The organism is Pseudomonas sp. PDM03, assembly GCF_014852385.1.
In the GTDB taxonomy this organism is placed as follows: Bacteria; Pseudomonadota; Gammaproteobacteria; order Pseudomonadales; family Pseudomonadaceae; genus Aquipseudomonas; species Aquipseudomonas migulae.
Genome location: NZ_JACVBM010000006.1, coordinates 209,252 through 227,837, shown reverse-complemented (window position 1 = coordinate 227,837; position 18,586 = coordinate 209,252). Strand labels below are relative to the sequence as shown.

14 protein-coding genes, 1 other RNA gene and 2 pseudogenes are annotated in these 18,586 nt (G+C 54.5%); 4 read left to right on the top strand and 13 right to left on the bottom strand.

Annotated features, from left to right (window positions below):
* Window positions 1-68: 68 nt before the first annotated feature.
* The 4 genes and pseudogenes from IB254_RS12245 to IB254_RS12235 all read left to right on the top strand — a co-directional run.
* Window positions 69-176: pseudogene (locus tag IB254_RS12245) on the top strand (transcriptional regulator); the annotation flags it as partial.
* A 23-nt stretch (window positions 177-199) separates the two neighbouring features.
* Window positions 200-308: pseudogene (locus IB254_RS29495) on the top strand (hypothetical protein); the annotation flags it as partial.
* Window positions 309-627: 319 nt separating this feature from the next.
* Window positions 628-2,238 (top strand): hypothetical protein, encoded by a 1,611-nt coding sequence (locus IB254_RS12240; RefSeq protein ID WP_192417442.1) that lies wholly within the window; start codon window positions 628-630, stop codon window positions 2,236-2,238.
* A gap of 226 nt (window positions 2,239-2,464) precedes the next feature.
* Complete coding sequence (locus IB254_RS12235) at window positions 2,465-2,743, top strand: hypothetical protein (RefSeq protein WP_192417441.1); 279 nt, start codon at window positions 2,465-2,467, stop codon at window positions 2,741-2,743.
* Between the two features lie 111 nt (window positions 2,744-2,854).
* On the opposite strand, the gene IB254_RS12230 is transcribed toward IB254_RS12235, so the two are convergent.
* The 13 genes from IB254_RS12230 to IB254_RS12170 form a co-directional block, all read right to left on the bottom strand.
* On the bottom strand, window positions 2,855-4,723 hold the full coding sequence (locus tag IB254_RS12230) for a DUF2075 domain-containing protein (protein ID WP_084379053.1): 1,869 nt from the start codon (window positions 4,721-4,723) through the stop codon (window positions 2,855-2,857).
* A gap of 24 nt (window positions 4,724-4,747) precedes the next feature.
* Window positions 4,748-5,131, bottom strand: a complete 384-nt coding sequence (locus IB254_RS12225; protein ID WP_084379054.1) for a nucleotide pyrophosphohydrolase — start codon at window positions 5,129-5,131, stop codon at window positions 4,748-4,750.
* A gap of 379 nt (window positions 5,132-5,510) precedes the next feature.
* Complete coding sequence (locus tag IB254_RS12220; RefSeq protein WP_192417440.1) at window positions 5,511-7,355, bottom strand: DUF6119 family protein; 1,845 nt, start codon at window positions 7,353-7,355, stop codon at window positions 5,511-5,513.
* 278 nt (window positions 7,356-7,633) lie between these two features.
* A complete protein-coding gene (locus tag IB254_RS12215) occupies window positions 7,634-7,909 on the bottom strand; it encodes a hypothetical protein (RefSeq protein WP_192417439.1) in 276 nt (91 codons plus the stop codon).
* Window positions 7,906-8,886, bottom strand: coding sequence for an integrase domain-containing protein (locus IB254_RS12210; RefSeq protein ID WP_084379057.1), 981 nt, complete (start codon window positions 8,884-8,886; stop codon window positions 7,906-7,908). Before IB254_RS12210 ends, IB254_RS12215 begins: the two co-directional genes overlap by 4 nt.
* A 957-nt stretch (window positions 8,887-9,843) precedes the next feature.
* Complete coding sequence (locus tag IB254_RS12205; protein WP_192417438.1) at window positions 9,844-11,100, bottom strand: integrase domain-containing protein; 1,257 nt, start codon at window positions 11,098-11,100, stop codon at window positions 9,844-9,846.
* Between the two features lie 187 nt (window positions 11,101-11,287).
* Window positions 11,288-11,681: a transfer-messenger RNA gene (ssrA, locus tag IB254_RS12200) on the bottom strand.
* A gap of 113 nt (window positions 11,682-11,794) precedes the next feature.
* Window positions 11,795-12,049 (bottom strand): hypothetical protein, encoded by a 255-nt coding sequence (locus IB254_RS12195; RefSeq protein ID WP_192417437.1) that lies wholly within the window; start codon window positions 12,047-12,049, stop codon window positions 11,795-11,797.
* Between the two features lie 331 nt (window positions 12,050-12,380).
* Window positions 12,381-12,653, bottom strand: a complete 273-nt coding sequence (locus tag IB254_RS12190) for a hypothetical protein (RefSeq protein WP_192417436.1) — start codon at window positions 12,651-12,653, stop codon at window positions 12,381-12,383.
* Between the two features lie 130 nt (window positions 12,654-12,783).
* A complete protein-coding gene (locus tag IB254_RS12185) occupies window positions 12,784-15,594 on the bottom strand; it encodes an FAD-binding and (Fe-S)-binding domain-containing protein (RefSeq protein WP_192417435.1) in 2,811 nt (936 codons plus the stop codon).
* The gene (locus IB254_RS12180; RefSeq protein WP_192417434.1) at window positions 15,591-16,262 is read right to left on the bottom strand and encodes a LutC/YkgG family protein; all 672 of its coding nucleotides are present in this window, start codon (window positions 16,260-16,262) and stop codon (window positions 15,591-15,593) included. The genes IB254_RS12185 and IB254_RS12180 overlap by 4 nt, the downstream gene beginning before the upstream one ends.
* Entirely contained in the window at window positions 16,262-17,716 is a 1,455-nt protein-coding gene (locus IB254_RS12175) for a LutB/LldF family L-lactate oxidation iron-sulfur protein (RefSeq protein WP_008029808.1), read from the bottom strand. The genes IB254_RS12180 and IB254_RS12175 overlap by 1 nt, the downstream gene beginning before the upstream one ends.
* Complete coding sequence (locus IB254_RS12170) at window positions 17,713-18,537, bottom strand: (Fe-S)-binding protein (protein WP_192417433.1); 825 nt, start codon at window positions 18,535-18,537, stop codon at window positions 17,713-17,715. Before IB254_RS12170 ends, IB254_RS12175 begins: the two co-directional genes overlap by 4 nt.
* Window positions 18,538-18,586: the final 49 nt, after the last annotated feature.

Sequence of the window (18,586 nt, the reverse complement as noted above, 5' to 3'; positions counted from 1 at the left end):
GGGCTTGTGCGGATTGAGTGTAGGAGGGCCATGAAACTTCGTTCATAGAAAAAAAACGCGGAAAGTGTATGAATCGTGGCCTCACGCAAGCGAAACTCGCCGAACTTGCCCGACTGACGCGTCGCAAAGTCATTGCTGTGGAGAAGGGCGCTCTTTCGGTGAGCATGCTTGCTTACTGAAGGGCGGTAATTCGCCTTGGCCGAGGCTTCTTGGTTACGGGTTCACGCTGTCGTTGCTGGTGTGCGTTGTTGGGGCTGCAACGACTGTCCACGGCGCTGGAAGACCTGGAGTACGACACGTTGATGTAGTCTCGTTGGCGATTCTACTGGCACAAAAAAGGCACTGGGAAAACCACCAGGAACCTTTTTCTGAGCCAGGGCATTACGTCGACTGAGAGTGGTGGGAGCTCAACAAAAAACACGACCAGTATGAGTAGACGTCCGGATCGTGGTACTGTTTTAACAGCCGGCTGATACCGAAATGTTTTAGAAAAACAATAGGTAGAGCGCAGGGCTTTATTGTAAAGTATCGTCTAATTTAATAGTTGTTAAAAAAATAACAGTGGTCGCACTGCAGCAAAGGATGTCGTCATGCTGGTTGTCTTTGTGGAAGAAATGGTGGAAGTTTGTGATTGATTTTAAAGTTAAGCCAGTCATGAATTCGAAGTGCCTGATTTTAGCCGGCTCTTTCGCTCTGGTCACTTGTTTTGTATTATTGCTTTGTTCATTGTTGTATCCGATATGGGAAACAAATGATGATGTTGCAATGTCGATGATCGCTCATGGTTACGGCATAGCATCCAGTGGTTCTCCACCGACCCTTATGTTTTCAAACGTTTTGTGGGGGTACTTTGTACGATTTATTCCGGAAGTTAATGGTGTATTAGGTTATTCCATTGCTACCATGGGGACTCTGGTTGTAGTTGGGGCATTTATTGTTAATGGACTGTTCCGGCTTGGCGTGAGTTACTTGGGTTGTTTGTCTGTCTTGATACTTTTGCTTGCACGCCCAACACTTTTTCCTCAATTCACCATTAACTCTGGTTTTTTGATGGTGGCCGCCTTTGTCTGCTGGCATTTGTATGAGAGGGAACGTGATTTTCGAATGTTGGTGTACGGCTGTGTTCTAGCCTTTTTTAGCTATATGATTAGAAATCATGAATTTTTGCTGGTGCTTCTCGTTGCATGGCCGCTACTTCGCTGGAAAAAAATACTTTTACTAAAACAGGCGAAAATTTCTTTTGTTGTTCTCGCTTTGGCGGTGGCAGTAGCAGCCTTCATCGACCACCGAGCCTATCAGGGCGACGAATGGGGAGCATTCAGTGAGCTTAACCCCGCGCGCGCCCCTTTTACGGATTTTGGTGCTGCAGAAAACCTTAAACAGCGGCAGGATATTCTATCGCACCATGGTTACAGTTCTAATGATGTAAGCCTGATAGAAAACTGGTTTTTTGTGGATTCAGTTGTTGCAAAGCCGCAAGTATTACAGGCAATGCTGGACGAGTTGGGCGCCGTGCCGACTCAGGACATTGCACTGGGTAACGGTTGGCTAGGAATCCAGGTCTTGTGGCATCCTGTGCTCTTGGTTTCTGTATTGGCTGCGTTATCGTTGCTATTAATCAGGCCTAGTTGGCGATTGGCGGTAAGTTGGGGTTTGTGTGTTTCTGCGATGTTTGCATTTGGGTTGTTGGGACGCCCTGGGATCTTGCGGGTATATGTTCCACTTGTCGGCTTGCTGTTAATTGCTCCGTTTTTTACTGTGATGGCTTCGGGGTGGCGCAAGAAGTTGAGTGTCGCTATCCCGCTTGTGGCTGCGTTGATTACGGTGGTAAATTTATATCCGGAAGTTGAAGGCTCAAAAAATAGAATAGTAGCAGCCAGTGAGTCTTTTCACGACTTCCCTGATTATCCAATAGTTGTATGGGGTGTTGGCGTGCCCTTTGAAGCTATTTATCCTGTAATGGGCGCTGCAACGACGGCGATGCAGTATCAGTTTTACGGTCTTGGCGTTTCTACGCTTGCGCCTTTTTCAGTCGCTTTTTCAGAGGCTGCAGGAGGCCGAGGGATGGTTGATAAACTCCTGGATAAGGCTGGAGTGCCCGTGATCTCAAGTGAAAAGATGCTTGAGTATCTTGATATTTATTGCGGTGAGCATCATGGCGGTGTTTTGAAATATTTAAGCACACAACAGTTCGGTCCTTATGTACTGAATAGGGTCCGATGCGAAATCCTGAAGTAGTCGTGGGTCATGTACTCATCAAATCGTTTGCTATGGCGCACCGCGTATGGAGGTGTGGCGTTTTAGGTGGTTGGCCGAATCGAATGGAGAGCGCCCAGGTAAAAAAGCCGTAAAAATTCAATTTTCCGAGGATTTACGGTTTTTTTTCAGCGACAACGCGTGATCAAGGCGTTGCTATAGCCAACCATTGTGACTGATGGCGATGTGGGGGGTAGAGTTGCAGCGAATGCGCGATCCTGAAGAGGCGCTGCTCATTTCGTCAGGCTGCCTGGCGACTGATCAACGAGCGAAGCTCAACCATGCGGACACAAAAAAGGCACTTGCGATAATCGCCAAGTGCCTTTTTTGTCTAGCTTGTTTGGTGGGCCGGGGTAATTTGAAACAAGTCGGTATCTATCTGTTTTTTCTGGTTAATAATTTATTGGTCAACTTGCTTGGAATACCAGTTGGAACGCTGCGTGGTCTGGATTCCGATGGACGGTGCTTTTTGAGCTCCGCCCCATAAATGAATCGGGATCGAATCTATCAAGCAAATGGTCGCGCTGTTGATTGATGCCCCTGCGCGTACGATGTCCCCACTCGCCGCACGTACAGGGGCTCCTAGCAAACGATAGCGTCAATAATTGCTGTGCTGGTTAAGCCGACTCTCGAAGTATTGCGCAGTCTCTTTGTCGGTGCAGTACAGGTAGCAACCCTTCATCCCCCGTGTCATCAGGGTTCGGTATGTATTTTTGATGATCACGTCTGTTTCATTTTTCGCGAGGGTAGGTTGCTCTTTCATCATTTTTTTCCAGCCGCGAATCGATTTATCGTGCTTGTCGCGCTCATCCGGGGATGTCACTACCTTACCGTCACGTACGACTAGGTCTGGCCCGATGATCACCCCGATGTAGTCGACTTCCAAACCCTGGCAGGTATGAATGCAGCCAACCTGCTCGATGGAGTTCTCAGCGATGATCCATAGGCTGCCATCCTGATCCAGGTTCCATTGGCGTTTGTAGTCACCAATGACGATATCAGCTGCGGTGGGGTCTTTCTTGCTCAACCAAGGCCAGCAATAGCCCGCGACCACACGAGCCTTGTTTCCATGGTTTTTCTCGTCAATGGCGTCATGCAGCGCCTGCGGTGAGTCGAATACCTTGAACTCGTACTCCGAGGTGTTGAGCGTCGGATTTGCTGTCGAGCGAATGCCAAGCACGTCATCCAGCCATGCCATGTAACCGTCAGAACCACTGCAGCGAAACTGTGAAGACAGCACATATTCCTCGACCACAGCACCCTTGGCTTTGGCAAAGGCGCGTATTGCCTGCTTGCTGCCAATGTCGCTCAGGGTCACACGCTGGTCTTCATCGATGAAGAAAATTGAGCATTTCGCTGATTCAATCAGCTCCTTGATCTGGTTTTCGCCAAGGTTCCCATAAAGCCCGCTTTTCTCATTCAGCCGGTGAGCTTCGTCCACGATAAGCGCATCGAATGTGTTGGGCTCAGTGTCGATGAACGCCCCAGAGCCTGAAAAGAAATTCGAGAAATGGCTGCGTTTTATGGTGCCAACCAGTTTGCTTTCGTAGACCTTGCGTGGGGCGGCATTCTTCGAGACATATTTGCTTAACAGCCTCAATTCTGTGAGCCTCACCAGTAAATTGATAGCCAGAACAGTTTTCCCGGTGCCCGGGCCCCCCTCAATGATCAGCACCTTTGGTGCCTGGTCCGAGGCTTCGCTTGCTGCCGCAAGCGCTGATTCAAAAATTGCTTTTTGATCGTCAATCAATACGAACTCTGGCTTGCCTGTCATCAGCCCTTCGAGGGCTTCGGCTAGCGCTTTGGACGGACGGATTTTCCCATCGGACAGTTCGTAAAGAACCTCTTTGTTGTCGCCGTGAGCAATATGCTTTTTCAGGAAGCTTCTGAGTTTGGTGAGCTCGTCCGGCCCTTTCAGGAACAGTGGGGCTTTGCTGATGTGGGGCTCGTAGTGCGCTGAGTCGATGATGCCGTCGCTGACGTAGTTATGAAGGTAGGCACACGGACGGATCTCGATGCTTTTGTCATACACCGCTTCGTTGAAGCCCTCCAGCAGCGCGGCGTATGACCATACCTGATAGGACGGGTGAATGGTCTCAACGAGGCCGCCACCCAATGCCGTTTTGACGATGGCATCCTTGGTAGTGGCGGTGGCCTTGCTCCATTGCTTCAATTCGATCAAGACGGCTTTTTTTGCCTGATTTTCGTCGCGACCGGTGAGCAGAAAATCGATTCGCTTCGACGACTGCGGAATGTGCAACTCAATGGCCAGGCCCGCGTCGCTCGGCAGGCCTTCATCCCTAAGGACCTTGGCCATGTACGTTAGCGATCCTTGCCACGACCTGATTTCCGACCTGCCAACGGTCTTGCCGGTGGCTTCCTTGTAATGCCTGAGGATCACGTCCTCGATGTCATCGTTATCGTTGTCTTTTAGAAATTGCTGTTTGGTCGCAGCGTAAACGATCACGGGTTGTCCTTAGATTCGGGTTGATCAGAGTCGGTCGTACTTTTTGCTGTTGCTTCTGGCTTTATCCACGGGATATTTCTGGCCGTTCGAGGCAAGTTTCCGTGTCACCGCTTCGTTGAGGTCAATGCCGAGTACGCTGCTCAGGCGAACCAGGTACATCAATACGTCCGCCAATTCGTCCTCAACGGCCTGGCCCATTTCCGGGTTTTTTGCGGCGGAGAGCGAATCGGCATCGCTCAGCCACTGGAAAATCTCGCACAGCTCTCCTACCTCGCCAGTGAGAGCCAGAATGAGATTTTTGGGGGAGTGGAACTGTTGCCAGTCGCGATCATCTGCGAAACGCTGAAGGGATGCGGCAAGCTTCACTACGTCAACCAGTGGCGCGGATGAGCTGTCTGAGTCACTCACGGGGCTATCTCTTGGGTATCAATGGGGGCAAAAAATGTGTAGGAAATCCGGCCTTGGATTGTAAGAGTTTTCGTTGTTTGCGCGGGGTTTTTTGTGTTTTTCTCTCACGCGCTGTCTGCTGGCCGAATTGCTTGCCAGCGTTCGCTATATCCTTTGAGCATGGCGAAGTGGGCCGGCTACAAACAGGTCTTCCAGTGCCTGTCGGCGGGCGTGCCCCAGCGGTGATCTGAGGCTTTCCATCCGAAGAACCGAAATCTGGTGTGCTTCGCTGTCTGCTTGAGATAGCTTGGGCGAGCAGGTGAATAAATCCAAAGGTCAGCACCTTAAACCGAGGCTCGCAAACCAATCATCCAGAGTCAAAGCCCGTGACGTTGTTAAGTTAGCTAGGCGTTGGGGTGATTCCGCTTGATTTCGCTCCACTTTTAATTCTGCTTGATGGATTTTTAGTGCTTTTTCCTGCTGTGCTTTTTTTGACTTTAGCTTTACCAGCAGCCGTGGTTTTCTTTTGAAGCTTCTTTGTTGCTACCTTCTGAGCAGCCTTAACACGGTATGCTGCAGATTCAGGGATGTGCAGGAGTTTAATCCCGTATCCGTATGAAGTTATAGTTTTGCCGCAATTTTGAAGCGTCACTTTGCTAAAGAATGGGATGTCTAGACTAGAGGAGTTCTCACCATCAATTATTGCGTATACGATATCGTTTCCTTTAGCTTCAAATTTCTCTGGTAGCGCAGGGAAGCCTTGTTTTGCTAGCTGCTTATTTACATCCTTAACGAACTCAGATTCACGAACTAAAAGCGTAGAAGCAACTAAGCCTTGAGCAAACAAGTGACTAAGATTGGAAGAGCCTCGCCCTCTCTTTACGTGGATGAATTCCCCTCTTTCGCCACCGCCTTGCTTCTTATAAATATCACAGACCTCAATTTTGTCATAGCTGCCGCCAAATCTAATTAGCTGCCGATCAAGCATCGCATGAGTGGAAGACGCCTGAGCGCACACGTACTCATTGTATTCTCCTTCACCGGAGTGATCGTACTCCACAAAAGGAACAGCAAAGATTTTCTTGTCAAGATCAGAGTAGTACCTTTCAACAGATGCTTGGAAAGAGTCTTCTACGCCAAACCAGCTGCCGGCATGCAAGATAAATAACTTCGCCTTATGCTTTATCTCAGCATAAATGCACTTGAAGGCACTAAATTTTGCCGGTGCCCGGCCATCAGTGTGAATCATATAGATATCACGACGTTTAACAGTATCTAGCGTCGCGTCACTTCGAAAAGTGTCGAGAAATTTTTCAAGATACAGAATCTCCTGTATATCCGTGCCCTCGGCTTCTGCCCGATAGGAAAACCCAGCCACATTACTCCAGTCGACAATATCGGGGATTGCAAGCCACATATTATGCTTTTCGGAAGATATCAGCGCGCTCCAAAGCTGCGCCTCTAGCTCTTCAATAACATCTTTGTCCTTCACAGGAAGTAAATTTTCGACCCAAGAGAACTCACTATTATGGCCATCGACACTTCGGGTCAAGTAGTCCTTAGAAGCAGACCGATCTAGCACCGTCGTAAAAAACATTTTTAGCCCTGCTAGTTCCGCAGGAACTGAAGCCTTAAATGAGTCAATTCCAGCGATTAATGGCCCAAGAACATCAGAGTATTCAGGCTTTGTAAATCCTACCAATCCCCTCAGCAGATCCTGTTCAGCATTAATCATGTAGTCAGAGACTGAGGACGCCTTTATAGTTTGTGTTCGGCTTATTCTTGGGGATGCATCAAAAGTCTGCCGATCAATTGAGGAAATTCTGTCTGGCGAAACGCTATTTAGCACAACCCTTATGCCAAACCTATCTTCTATCAACCGCGGCTCAATCATGTGCCGCCCATGTCCAAAGGCGACCGCGAACTGTCTTGAATTATGAGTCACTATGAGAAGAGCAGACACGCTTTTATTTGTCCAGCTCTTAGTCTTTACGCTCTCATTTAACCCCTGGGCGATGAATGAGAGCCAATCAGGTGTAGTTTCAAGTATTGGTTTCCGAATGAAGAGAGTACCGTAAATCCCTTCGGGGCCCAGGAGGTGTTTTTCCGTCTGAATTTTCTGGGGTTTACCGCCTGATCCTATTGGGCTTGCAATTACGTCTTTATCGTCCCACAGGACTCCATTGTTTTCTTTCAGCAAATAGACGTTTAGCGGTATCTTTTTCCCGTTCCCTTTTACGCTCATCGCTCCTCCTAAGCGCAGCGATAGTCGCTGCTTGGCTAATACATGCTCAAAGTGGCCCATTGCCATCCACTGCAGAGTACCCCAGGCCTCTACCGTTTGCTAATGAGTCCAAAAGCCGAACAGGACTGCTGAAAGCGTCTTTTCAGCACGGCGCCACGTGAAATCTGAGTCCGGTAACCTCTACCGAGATTAAAGATTTCAATCTCAGGCGCGTACTTTTCTACCGTCAAATCCACGTCCGACTTTTTCAACAGAATCGGCCGTTTTTTGACCTTCGTCTACCGGTTGAACTGCCAGGGTTTTCCTAAGCGATGAGTGAGTAATTGCATGGTCAGCAAATAGTAATAGCGCGTCGATTCAGTGTGCTGGTTTAGGTGGTGATTCAAAAACCACGCAAGATGCTTTCTCTGCCAAGTCCATGGATTGTCGCGTTGCCAACGCTCAGAGATTGCTGTTTGGATCGTCTTCGCCTGACGAAGGTGGCGTTGGCGTGTGGTATGCGACCCGGTCAGGACGCCTGACAGGAACAGTTCCATATCGAATGGCTTGCTCATGCTCGACTACCGATGTAAGCCGATACCACGTCAACACGACCGTGCCCTAGCTCATAGCTGATTTGCATTCGGGCCTCCTGATCGAGGCGTCGCTCGAGTTGATAGCAATGGCCATCGTTGATAGGCGCGGGATGCAGGGTGATTTGCTCATAGCGTTCGCATGCAAAGGCCGCCCGTAATTCATGAAAGCCTTTGAGGTTGTGCTTATGGAGGATCTCCCGTGCGGGGCGGACGATTCCCTGCAAGAAATCGAGGTAGCGTTCGTTCGGTGCAAGTAGGTTGCGGCTACCGTCGGGCGAGACCTTTTCGGCAAACCTCAGGGCGTCACGAATATGATCATCTACCGTAATCCAACGAGGTGCTGACGCGCCTGAACGGCCACCTTTGGTGCCGTCCTGAATGTTGATCCTGCCTAGATCGTTAGCCTCACGGCTTAACCGTGGAAGGTCAGCCAAGATGGCCTCACGTAAGCGCATGCCGGTGGCTCGCGCTAACTGAGCGATGGCCGCGGCGCGTGACTGCTGGTGTTCGCAAAGCACCTCTACGATCCGCTTCACCTGTTCGCGGTCTTGGCCTTGCGGCACTGAATGACGAATACTGGTGCGCCGCATTCCCAGCGCCTTACTTGGACTTGGCACTTTCACATATTGATCACCGCGAAGCGCAGCCATGGTCCGATTCACACTGGACAACCGGTTTTGTGCAGTTGCGATGGCCAACTCACCTCGTTCAACTTGTTGGCGCAGATGTCCGGCGTAGTCCATCAAGGTCTGCCGATTAATCTGCCGCGCATCGTTAAACCCCGGGCCATCCTCCGACCGACACCAGCGCACAAAAGCCTGCCAACGCTCACTGTGCGCCTTGACGGTCCCGTAATGGCCGCCGTCAAACAGATCGCGCAATGCCTGCGGCCCGGCATAGCTCAGTTGTCGGCCATAGCCAAAATTGCGGCCACCTCGTTTGCCCACCAGTGCCATGATCGAACTCCTCTCGAAGCTAAAACTTTTAAAACTTTCCCCACGCCATCCCGCCAAGAATGTTGAGTGTTATCAGGGATCAAGGCCCCTGCGACCAGTGAGGGTTGTCCACTAACGCGGGACTGGCGGCTCTTTACGACCGGGAGCTTGGGCATCTCATGATCTGGCCTCCTGAGCACTCCCGAAGAAGTGGGCGGGTGGAGGCTGCACTGGCTGACGAGACCAAGCGCCGCGAGATCCTGAGTCGGGTGAAGGCAGTGAGGTGATGACCGGGGCATGCCTGACTGTCAGTCAGGTGCAGTCCACTCCTTGGGCTGCGGCACCATCATCTGCATCGCTGTTGCGGGTGACTTCGGTGTTTGTCACGCCGATTGTCACGAGGGGAAATGCCGCAATGCCTTGTACGAGGTGGGCTGCAGCAGTGGTAGGAGCGCCCGTCTCTTTCCAGAAGAAAGAGACGGGCGAAGGTTGGCGCAAGATTCGGCCAAGCGGATAGGTTGCTGCAGGGCAGCGAAGTAGGAAGTGTCTTCTGGCGCACGAGGGCCATGATCTGAAGTAGGCATCCATCACCGGGGAGGTGACCGGGCGAGCTGCCGGACGCTAATCGCCTTATGGGGGGAACCACCGCGGGAGCGGCGTGACCTTCAAGGTTCGGGCCACCTGGGTTGCTGTCATCGACAGCGCTTGCACGGCCAGTTCTACGCCTGTGGATAAACCCGGTCAAGGTTCTAAATTCATCGCCACTTTGGACTTGAAGAACGGTTATCCACCGGTGGAACTCCGTGGTAAATCCTGGACAACGTGGTCGCTTTTAGCTCTTCAAAGTAAGGTCCATCCAAACAGGGCGGCTTTGCAGCCCCGTTTGGATGGACCCGCGCTTAGTAGCGGATAAGCGAGGCTGCTTGCCCCGAATCTTGAACGTTCAGTTGTTGCTGCAGTTCTTGCGCCTGTACAGCGCTAGCGAATCGGCACCACGTTCTTGTCTCTGACTTGGCCGTACGCTGAGGCGAGCAGGCTGCCGGTGGCGGCTTTCTGGATGTACTCACTCCACCAGGCCATCATCGGGCGCCGGCGCTCGATGTAGTCGGCTCGGTTGTAGGCGCTACGCACCTCATCCTTATCGACGTGCGCCAGTGCGACCTCAATGAGTTCCGGGTCCCAGCCATGTTCATTCAAGATAGTACTGGCTATCGAGCGCATGCCGTGGCTGACCAAGCGATCCTGGAAGCCCATGCGTTTCAACGCCATGTTGGCCGTTTGGCTATTGGCGTGGGTACGTGGATTTCTGTCTGCCGGGAAGACGTATTCGCGATGGCCGCTGTGAGTTTTCAGTGACTCCAGCAGTGCGACAGCGTGATCACTCAACGGGATGCTGTGTGGACGGCGCTTCTTCATCCGCTCCGGTGGGATATTCCAGACACGCCTTTCAAAGTCGATGTCCGCCCAGCGGGTAGTCGCCGCCTCGGCGGGGCGAGTCATCGTGTGCAACTGCCATTCGATCAGGCAGCGGGTGGTGCGTTTGATGCTGGCATTCGCGATCTCCAGCATAAGCTCGGGGAGCTCTTCGGGTGGAAGCGCGGCCATGTTCTCTTTCTTGGGCTTCTTGAATACTGCCCTGATACCGCTGAGCGGGTTGGCGAAGATCAAGCCGGAATTTACGCCGTAGGTCATGATCTCGTTTAGCCGCTGGCTAAGACGCTTGACCGTCTCCAGGCTGCCTTTCGCTTCGATAGGGCGAAGTAATCCAATCACCATCGGCGCGGTGATTTTCACCAGTGGTGTCGTTTTCAAGTCGGGGAGCACATGCAGCGTGAGCGACCGCCAGATGTCCTCGGCGTAGGCCGGGGTGACCGAGTCTTTCTTGAGCTCGAACCAGGCGGTGGCCACGTTCTCGAAGGTGTGTTCAGTTTCTGCGCGCTTGGCTTCATTCAGCGTATTGCGCTGCACCTTCGGATCAATGCCCTGTGCGAGCAGCTCGCGCGCATCGACTGCCATCTTTCGTGCATTCGCCAGTGACAGTTCGGGGTAGGTCCCGAAGCCGATGTTGATGCGCTTTTTGGTCACCGGTTCGCGGTAGTTGAAATTCCACAGCAACGAGCCGTTGCTGCGTACGCGGAGTTGCAAACCGTCACCGTCGGTGAGGACGTAATCCTTGGACGCGGGTTTGACTCCCTTGAGCTGTCGATCGGAGAGGCGGAGATTTTGAGCAGGCATGAGATTGTCCTCAGGCGCTGATTCGGTATTCCAAAGATTAGCACCGGATGAGCTGGAATACTGTCTGGAATACCCGAATGGCTGGAACTCAAAAACTCTCAAAAGACCGAAAAAGCGCTGGAGGCCGCGGATTTACTGGATCACAGGCACAAAAAAAGACGTCCGTGGACGTCTTTTTTTGATCATTTGGTGGAGCCGGGGGGATTTGAACCCCCGTCCGCCAGTACTCCGCTGTCGGTACTACATGCGTAGCCGTGTCTATTAAGTTAACCCTCAGCGACCCGACGGGCAGGGTGCTTTGGGCGAGTTGTGTAAGTTTTAGCCGCTTCGTCCACAACGTACTGCACGGCGATTCTGTTCTATATGACAATCACTTTGGGTTTACAGACATCCCCTGATGATTGCTGGACCCGAAGGTACCAGAAGGGAAGGGCTAAGGCTGCTTACGCAGCGAGAGCGTATTCCCCGTAGGTTTCGTCATTGGCAACTATAAGAAGTTGCAACAGTGGATTTACGAGTTCTGTTACCAACTCGGCATGCACCTAAAGTTTCGCGACCGGCGTCGAATCCTAAACGGCCCCGTGCCTGTTGCTCTGTGAATCAAAGTGAGCAGCAAGCCTGCGCAGTGTACGCCAACGTGGCTCAGAAGGCCACCCGATGCTTGGCGCGAGTGATCATGGGTTGGGATCTTTGCTCAGTTTGCCAGCGACAATCCCTGGGTGGCCTCGGTGACGCATTTTTTGTCGTCCCCGGCCGCTTTTGAAGCTTCGGCGCTGGCCAGCAGTCTTTTGATCTCCATTGTGGTGTTGTCGGCGCTCGCCGGCAGTGAATTCACTTTGGCTTTGAGCTGTTGCAGCTTGCTCGTACACAGGTCGTTGTCCGCTGCAAATACGGGAGAAGCCAACAGTGCAGCAGACATGAGCAAACCAGCGATCGCGGTACGTTTCATGGGTATTTCCTTGTACGGGTAGTCTCGGTGCTGCCATAGGGGCGGGGGCTCGGCCGAGGTCGAAAAACAAGCCACGATTGATCGGCCCTACTTAAAAGACTACGACGTTGTGCAGGAATTCGTTTTTCCCCAAGCGCTATGGAAAAAAAGGTTCATGCAGGACCAAACCCCAGAGGCAACAAAACCCGCATTTGGCGGGTTTTGGTTTGTTTCGCATTGGGTGGAGCCATCCTGAGCGCTCCCTGGCCTGTTGCTCTGTGGATCTTGATGAGCAACAAGCCTGCGAGTTGAACGCCAGGAAAGCCCACCCGAAGGTTGGCATTGTGCCGGGTTACTTCCCGCCTTTGTTCGCGTCCTTGATTTGCTTGATCGTTTGTTCTGTCTCGGCGATGCAATCGTCAGTCCCTTCCTTGGTGCCTTTTGCCTGATCGGCTTTGGCTTGCTTGACGCTGTCCATTACCTGGTCAGCGATTTCCGGAGGAGTCTGGGCCTTGGCATTTTCGATGGTTTTAATGTTGACCGCACAGAGGTCTTCGGCGGCAAACGAGGGGGACGCCATCAGCGAGACAGTAACGAACAGACCTAACAGTACAGAACGTTTCATGAGTATCTCCTTGAACTGAGGGCTCAGGTGTTTACCGGCCATCAGAACGGGCTGCCGAGGTTGGGTAAGGCCCGGCAATGTCCGGGCTTAACCAGTGGACTACGACGTTTCGTCAGGGTTCTATTTTTCTTCAGATGCCCCTCGGCTGTGTGACCCGATCCACCAGATAGACCAGCCCGTGGTAGTCAATTCCGCCATGTTGCGTCAGACCGATCTCACAGGTGCGGCTGGTCGAAATCCCCTCGCTGCACTGTTGCACCGCGTCCTTGAGCGTACGCAGCGAATGGGCGTTCAGCTCCGGCGTGGTGAAGCCCTTGTCGCCGGCAAATCCACAGCAGTGAATGCCTTCGGGGATGACCACGTTTTTGCTGCACTTGCGCGCCAGATCAATCAGCGCCTGGCTTTCCCCGAGGTGCTGGGTACTGCACGTGACATGCACGGCGATGGGCGCTTCCTGCGGTGTGAAGTCGAGACGATCCATCAAATGCGTACGGATGAAACGCACCGGGTCGTACAGGTCCAGTCGAACATCCCCCAGGTCCTGAACCAGTCGCAAGGTGCAGGGGCTGGTGTCGCAGTAGATCGGATCGAGCCCGCCACGGCTGGCGTGCAGTAGTGCGCCAATCAGTTCCTGGCGCTTGTGTTCGGCCTGTTCGGCGTAGCCCTTGGAGGCAAACGGCTGGCCGCAGCAGAGGTTGTCCTGGTTGTCCGGAAAGACTACCTGGTAACCGGCTTTTTCCAGCAGACCACGGGTTTTGTCGTACAGCGACATTTGCTCTTTATCACCGGCCGCCGGGCCCATGACCCGTGAGACACAAGCCGCCAGGTACACCACACGAGGGCGCTCGTCCGACACGATCGGGCTGAAGCGAATGGCCTTTTCTGGCTGCGGCATGGCGTTGGTCCATTGTGGGACCTGGCCTTTGGACAACTTCGTCAGCGTTGCCGAAAGCTTCGCCAGGCGTGGCGCCCCCAGCAGCATCCGCGCGCCATTGGCCACATGCAGGGTGAAGCGGGCGCCTTGCAGCGCGGTGGCGAAATTGCCTTCCAGCCAATTGGCGGTTTTCGTATGCGTCGCCTTACGGCTGCGAAGCTTTTTCACCAGCTCGCCTGTGTTGATTCCTACAGGGCAACGCTGTGCGCACAACCCGGTGGCGGCGCAGGTGTCGATGCCCTGGTATTCGTAAGCGGCTTCGAGTTCCGTAGTGTCCACGCCGGCGCGTTTTTTTGCCTGAATGTCTCGCCAGATCACGATGCGCTGGCGCGGGCTCAGGGTCAGGCCTTTCGACGGGCAGACCGGCTCACAAAAACCGCACTCGATGCACTTATCCACAATCTCGTCGGCGGCCGGCAACGGCTTCAGGTGTTTGAGGTGAATCTGCGGATCGTCACTGAGCACCACGTCCGGGTTGAGAATGCCGTTGGGGTCGAGCAGGCGTTTGAGCTGCCACATCAACTGGTAGGCATCGCTGCCCCATTCCAGCTCCACGAACGGCGCCATGTTGCGACCGGTGCCGTGCTCGGCTTTCAGCGAGCCGCCGAATTCCACCGCGACCAGCTGCGCCACGTCGTCCATGAACGCCTGATAGCGTGCGACTTCTTCCGGGTTGTTGAAGCCTTGGGTGAAGACGAAGTGCAGATTACCTTCCAGCGCGTGTCCGAAAAGGATCGCTTCGTCGTAGTGATGCTTGTCGAACAACTCGATCAAACGATTCACGCCGATGGCCAGTTGTTCTACCGGGAAGGTCACGTCTTCGATGATCACCGTGGTGCCGGTTTTGCGCACCGCGCCGACGGCGGGGAAGGTGTCCTTGCGAATGGCCCAGAGGCGGGCGTTCTCGATTGGGTCTTCGGTGAAGTCGACCTGCTTTTCCACTGGAAACGAAGTCAGCGACGCCATGATGTGCGCCAGTTGCTCGTGCAGCAACGTCGACGACGCAGCGCGAGATTCGATCAGCAGCGCGCAGGCGTTATTCGACAGGTGCTGTACGAAATCCGGCATGCCGGGTTTGTTCTGCACTGAACGCAGACTGCGACGGTCGAGCAGTTCCACGGCCGACACCGGTTGGCTTTTCAGCACGGTGACGGCGTTGCAGCAGGTCTCCACATCCGGGAACACGATCAGCGCCGACGCCTTGTTCGGGTGGTCGATCACCGTGTCGTAGGTCACGGCACTGATGAACCCCAGGGTGCCTTCGGAACCCACCAGCAAGTGGCTCAAGATATCTACAGGCTCGTCGTAATCCACCAGGGCGTTGAGTGACAGGCCGGTGGTATTTTTCAGACGGTATTTGTGGCGGATTTTTGCGGCCAATTCGGAATTGGCGCGGGTCTCGCGGCCCAGTGTCGCTAAACGTTCAAGCAACGCTACGTGGCTCTCACGAAACGCCGCGACACTCGCCGCATCTTCGGTGTCGAGACGGCTGCCGTCGGCGAGCACCAGGCGAATCCCGGCCAGCGTGTGATAGGTATTTTGCGCCGTGCCGCAGCACATGCCGCTGGCGTTATTGGCGACGATACCGCCGATTTTGCAGGCGTTGATCGAGGCCGGGTCGGGACCGATCTTGCGTCCGAACGGCGCCAGCCAAGCGTTGGCCTGCGCGCCGATGACGCCCGGTTGCAGACGGATTTGCGTGCCGTGGCCGCGGATCTCGCGCCCATTCCAGTTATCCCCAAGCACGATCAGCACCGAATCGCTGATGGCCTGGCCGGACAGGCTGGTGCCGGCGGCGCGGAAGGTCACCGGAACCTGATCCCGTTGCGCCAGTTTCAGCAGCGCCACCACTTCATCTTCAGACTCGACGCGGATCACCAGTTGCGGAATCAACCGGTAGAAACTGGCATCGGTGCCGAACGCCAATGTCGACAGCGGGTCGTCGAACCGCCGTTCTTGAGGTATCAGTTGCTGCGCATCTCGCAGGAAAGTCGCCGGTAGAGTCATTGGTCCTCCAGGATCAAAACCACCAGGTCTTTCGGGCCGTGGGCACCGTAAGCCAGGACTTGTTCGATGTCGGCCGTTTTCGATGGGCCGGACACTAACAGCGCGTTGGTCGGCATGCCGTGAGCCCAGTTGAACTCCTGCTGCACCTGATAGAAGTTGTCACGGATTTCACTGGCCTTGAGCAGGGCGAAATGTACGGGTGGCACCAGGCTCATCAAGCGCGGTTCTTCCCGCGTCGGCCAGAGAATCAGACTACCTGTGGCGGCGATTGCGCCGAGGGTGGTGGTCAGACTGGCCGGTGTGTCATTGAACAGCTCGGATTTCCATTCTTCCACCGGACGGTCGTAGGCCTGTAGCGTCGGCAAGCCAGGATTTTTCGCCCAGTGCTGAGTGACACGTTGACCGTGCGGCGTCGTCGGCGCGATCAACAGGCTCGGCAACTGACGATCCTGCAGCAACTGAGCAAGCAACGAAGGCCAGGCTTCGCCGGACGTCAGATGGATTTCCGTGTGCACCGCTTCCATCAGTTTGCGCAGCTGCGGAATGCGTTGTTCGGGGGCGTAGGTGTACGGCGCTGTCACCAGTTCGACGTCGAACTCGTCAGGCACGGGCGTGGTGCCGGTCAGACTTTTCCGTAACTTGGCGAGGATGTTTTGCTTGGCGCTCATCAGCGGTCTCCCTGTTTGGCCAGATGCTCGCGGGCCATGTCGTGCAGTGAGCGGGCAGCCGGTTTCGGGGCGCTGTGGTTTTGCGTCCAGGGGCCGACGTTGCTCGGTGCGAGGGCGCGCAGACGCGTGGCGACAAAGCCGAACAGTCGATACAGCGTCGGCGAGCTGTTGAGTTTCGCCCAGGCATTCCAGATAAAACGCTCCTTGCGCGAATACTTGCTGCCCTGGCCGCGCATCACTTGATGCGGGCTGTCCGGGGCTTTGACGTTCTCTTCCCGCAGGCGACGCAGTAGGGAAGGGATAGGAATTTTTACCGGACAGACTTCGCCGCAAGCACCACACAACGACGACGCACTCGGATGATCCGGAACATTCGCCAGGCCGACCATGTGCGGCGTGATGATTTTTCCGATAGGCCCAGGGTAAACCTCCCCATAGGCGTGGCCGCCGATTCGAGTGTAGACCGGGCAATGATTCATACAGGCGCCGCAGCGAATGCAGTTCAGGGTCTGGCGCAATTCACTGTCGGCAAAGGCCTGGCTGCGACCGTTGTCCAGCAGCACAAGGTGCACTTCCTGCGGGCCATCGAGTTCGTCGGCCTTGCGTGGGCCGGAGATCATGTTGACGTAGGTGGTGATCGGCTGGCCGAGGGCCGAGCGGGTCAACAGTGACACCAGCGGCACCACGTCACGCAGGTTTTCCACGACTTTTTCGATGCCGGTGACCGCGATGTGTACCGGCGGCACCGTGGTGGTCATGCGCCCGTTGCCTTCGTTTTCCACCAGCAGCAAGGTGCCGGTTTCGGCCACGGCGAAGTTGACGCCGGAGACGCCGATGTCCGCTTCGAAGAATTTCTGCCGCAAGACTTTGCGACCGATTTGAATGAGTTGGTCAACGTCCTTGGTGTATTCCACGCCAAGTTTGTCATGGAACAAGGACGCGACCTGACCGGCATTCTTGTGGATCGCCGGCATAATAATGTGTGAAGGCTTCTCGTGGTCGAGCTGGACGATGTACTCGCCCATGTCCGATTCCAGGCATTCAATGCCCCGTTCAGCGAGGAAATGGTTCATCTCCATTTCTTCGCTGACCATCGATTTGCCCTTGATCACTTGCCGCCCCTCGTGAGCGCGGATGATCGAGAGGACGATGCCATTGGCTTCGTCCACCGTTTCCGCCCAGTGCACTGTCACACCGTTGCGGGTCAGGTTCTGTTCAAGTTGCTCGAGCAGGTCGGGCAACTTCGATAACGCACGGGCGCGGACAGCATTGCCCAGCGCTCGCAAATGTTCTCTTTCATGGGCATCGCTGAAGGACGCTGCCCGTTTTGTCATCAGAGAATCCATCGCAGTGCGAAAGTTGTTTCGCAGTTGCTTGTCACCCAACGCCTTGTGCGCACGGGTGCGGAAATCTTCTTCTACGGCAACCGTAGGAATAATCGCGGAAGCGTTCATTGAACACCTCCGGTGCGCTGCCAAAGGAAACTGGCCAGGTGTTGGCCGCGCAACGCTTCCTTCTGTTTCTCCAGCGAGCCATTGATGTTCATCAGGCAACCGCAATCGGCACTGAGTACCTTGTGCGCACCGGATTCCTTCAACGACCGGGTCTTGTCAGCCACCATCGCGCCGGAAATGTCTGGCATACGGACGCTGAAAGTCCCACCGAAGCCACAGCATTCACTTTCATGGCTGTGCTCGACTCGCTCCACATTCCCCAACTGCGCCAACAACTCGCGGCCGTGCAAGTGGGTGTTCATCTCACGACGTGCCGAACACGATGTGTGCAACGCCACTTTGACCGGTTCGCCGCTGTCCTTGAGCTGCACCTTGCAGACAAACAACAGAAACTCGGCCAGCTCATACGTCCGGGCCGCCAGGGCCTGAACCTGTTTCAACGTTTGCGGCTCGTCCTTGAACAAGTCGGCATAGTGCTCGCGCAGCATGCCGGCGCACGATCCCGACGGCACCACCACCGGATAATCTCCGGCGAACAGCGCCAGTTGCGCACGCGCCACGGTCCGGGCCTGGTCGGTGTAACCGGAGGTGTAGGCCGGTTGTCCGCAGCAGCTTTGCCCTTGCGGGTACTCGACACGAATGCCTTCGCGTTCCAGCAGGTGAATCGCATCCATCCCGGCTTCCGGGTAGAACAGATCAACCACGCAGGTCCCGAACAGGTAGACCCGTGCCGGTTTTTCGCTGGGATATTGCCGAGGCTTGGGCAGTGGCGGGGCGACGCGGGTCGCGTTCGGCACGGCGTTGTAAAAAAGCTCGCTCATCAGGCGTGTCTCCGGGTGGTCCCGGTTATCCGTCCGCTGAGGCTGCTGA

Bases quoted from the DNA above. Each gene is read 5' to 3' on its own strand.
- IB254_RS12190 (WP_192417436.1), bottom strand. From the start codon at position 12,653: ATGAAACGTTCTGTACTGTTAGGTCTGTTCGTTACTGTCTCGCTGATG.
- IB254_RS12170 (WP_192417433.1), bottom strand. From the start codon at position 18,537: ATGAGCGAGCTTTTTTACAACGCCGTGCCGAACGCGACCCGCGTCGCC.
- IB254_RS12175 (WP_008029808.1), bottom strand. From the start codon at position 17,716: ATGAACGCTTCCGCGATTATTCCTACGGTTGCCGTAGAAGAAGATTTC.
- IB254_RS12185 (WP_192417435.1), bottom strand. From the start codon at position 15,594: ATGACTCTACCGGCGACTTTCCTGCGAGATGCGCAGCAACTGATACCT.
- IB254_RS12220 (WP_192417440.1), bottom strand. From the start codon at position 7,355: ATGAGCGTAAAAGGGAACGGGAAAAAGATACCGCTAAACGTCTATTTG.
- IB254_RS12215 (WP_192417439.1), bottom strand. From the start codon at position 7,909: ATGAGCAAGCCATTCGATATGGAACTGTTCCTGTCAGGCGTCCTGACC.
- IB254_RS12180 (WP_192417434.1), bottom strand. From the start codon at position 16,262: ATGAGCGCCAAGCAAAACATCCTCGCCAAGTTACGGAAAAGTCTGACC.
- IB254_RS12195 (WP_192417437.1), bottom strand. From the start codon at position 12,049: ATGAAACGTACCGCGATCGCTGGTTTGCTCATGTCTGCTGCACTGTTG.
- IB254_RS12205 (WP_192417438.1), bottom strand. From the start codon at position 11,100: ATGCCTGCTCAAAATCTCCGCCTCTCCGATCGACAGCTCAAGGGAGTC.
- IB254_RS12235 (WP_192417441.1), top strand. From the start codon at position 2,465: ATGCGCGATCCTGAAGAGGCGCTGCTCATTTCGTCAGGCTGCCTGGCG.
- IB254_RS12210 (WP_084379057.1), bottom strand. From the start codon at position 8,886: ATGGCACTGGTGGGCAAACGAGGTGGCCGCAATTTTGGCTATGGCCGA.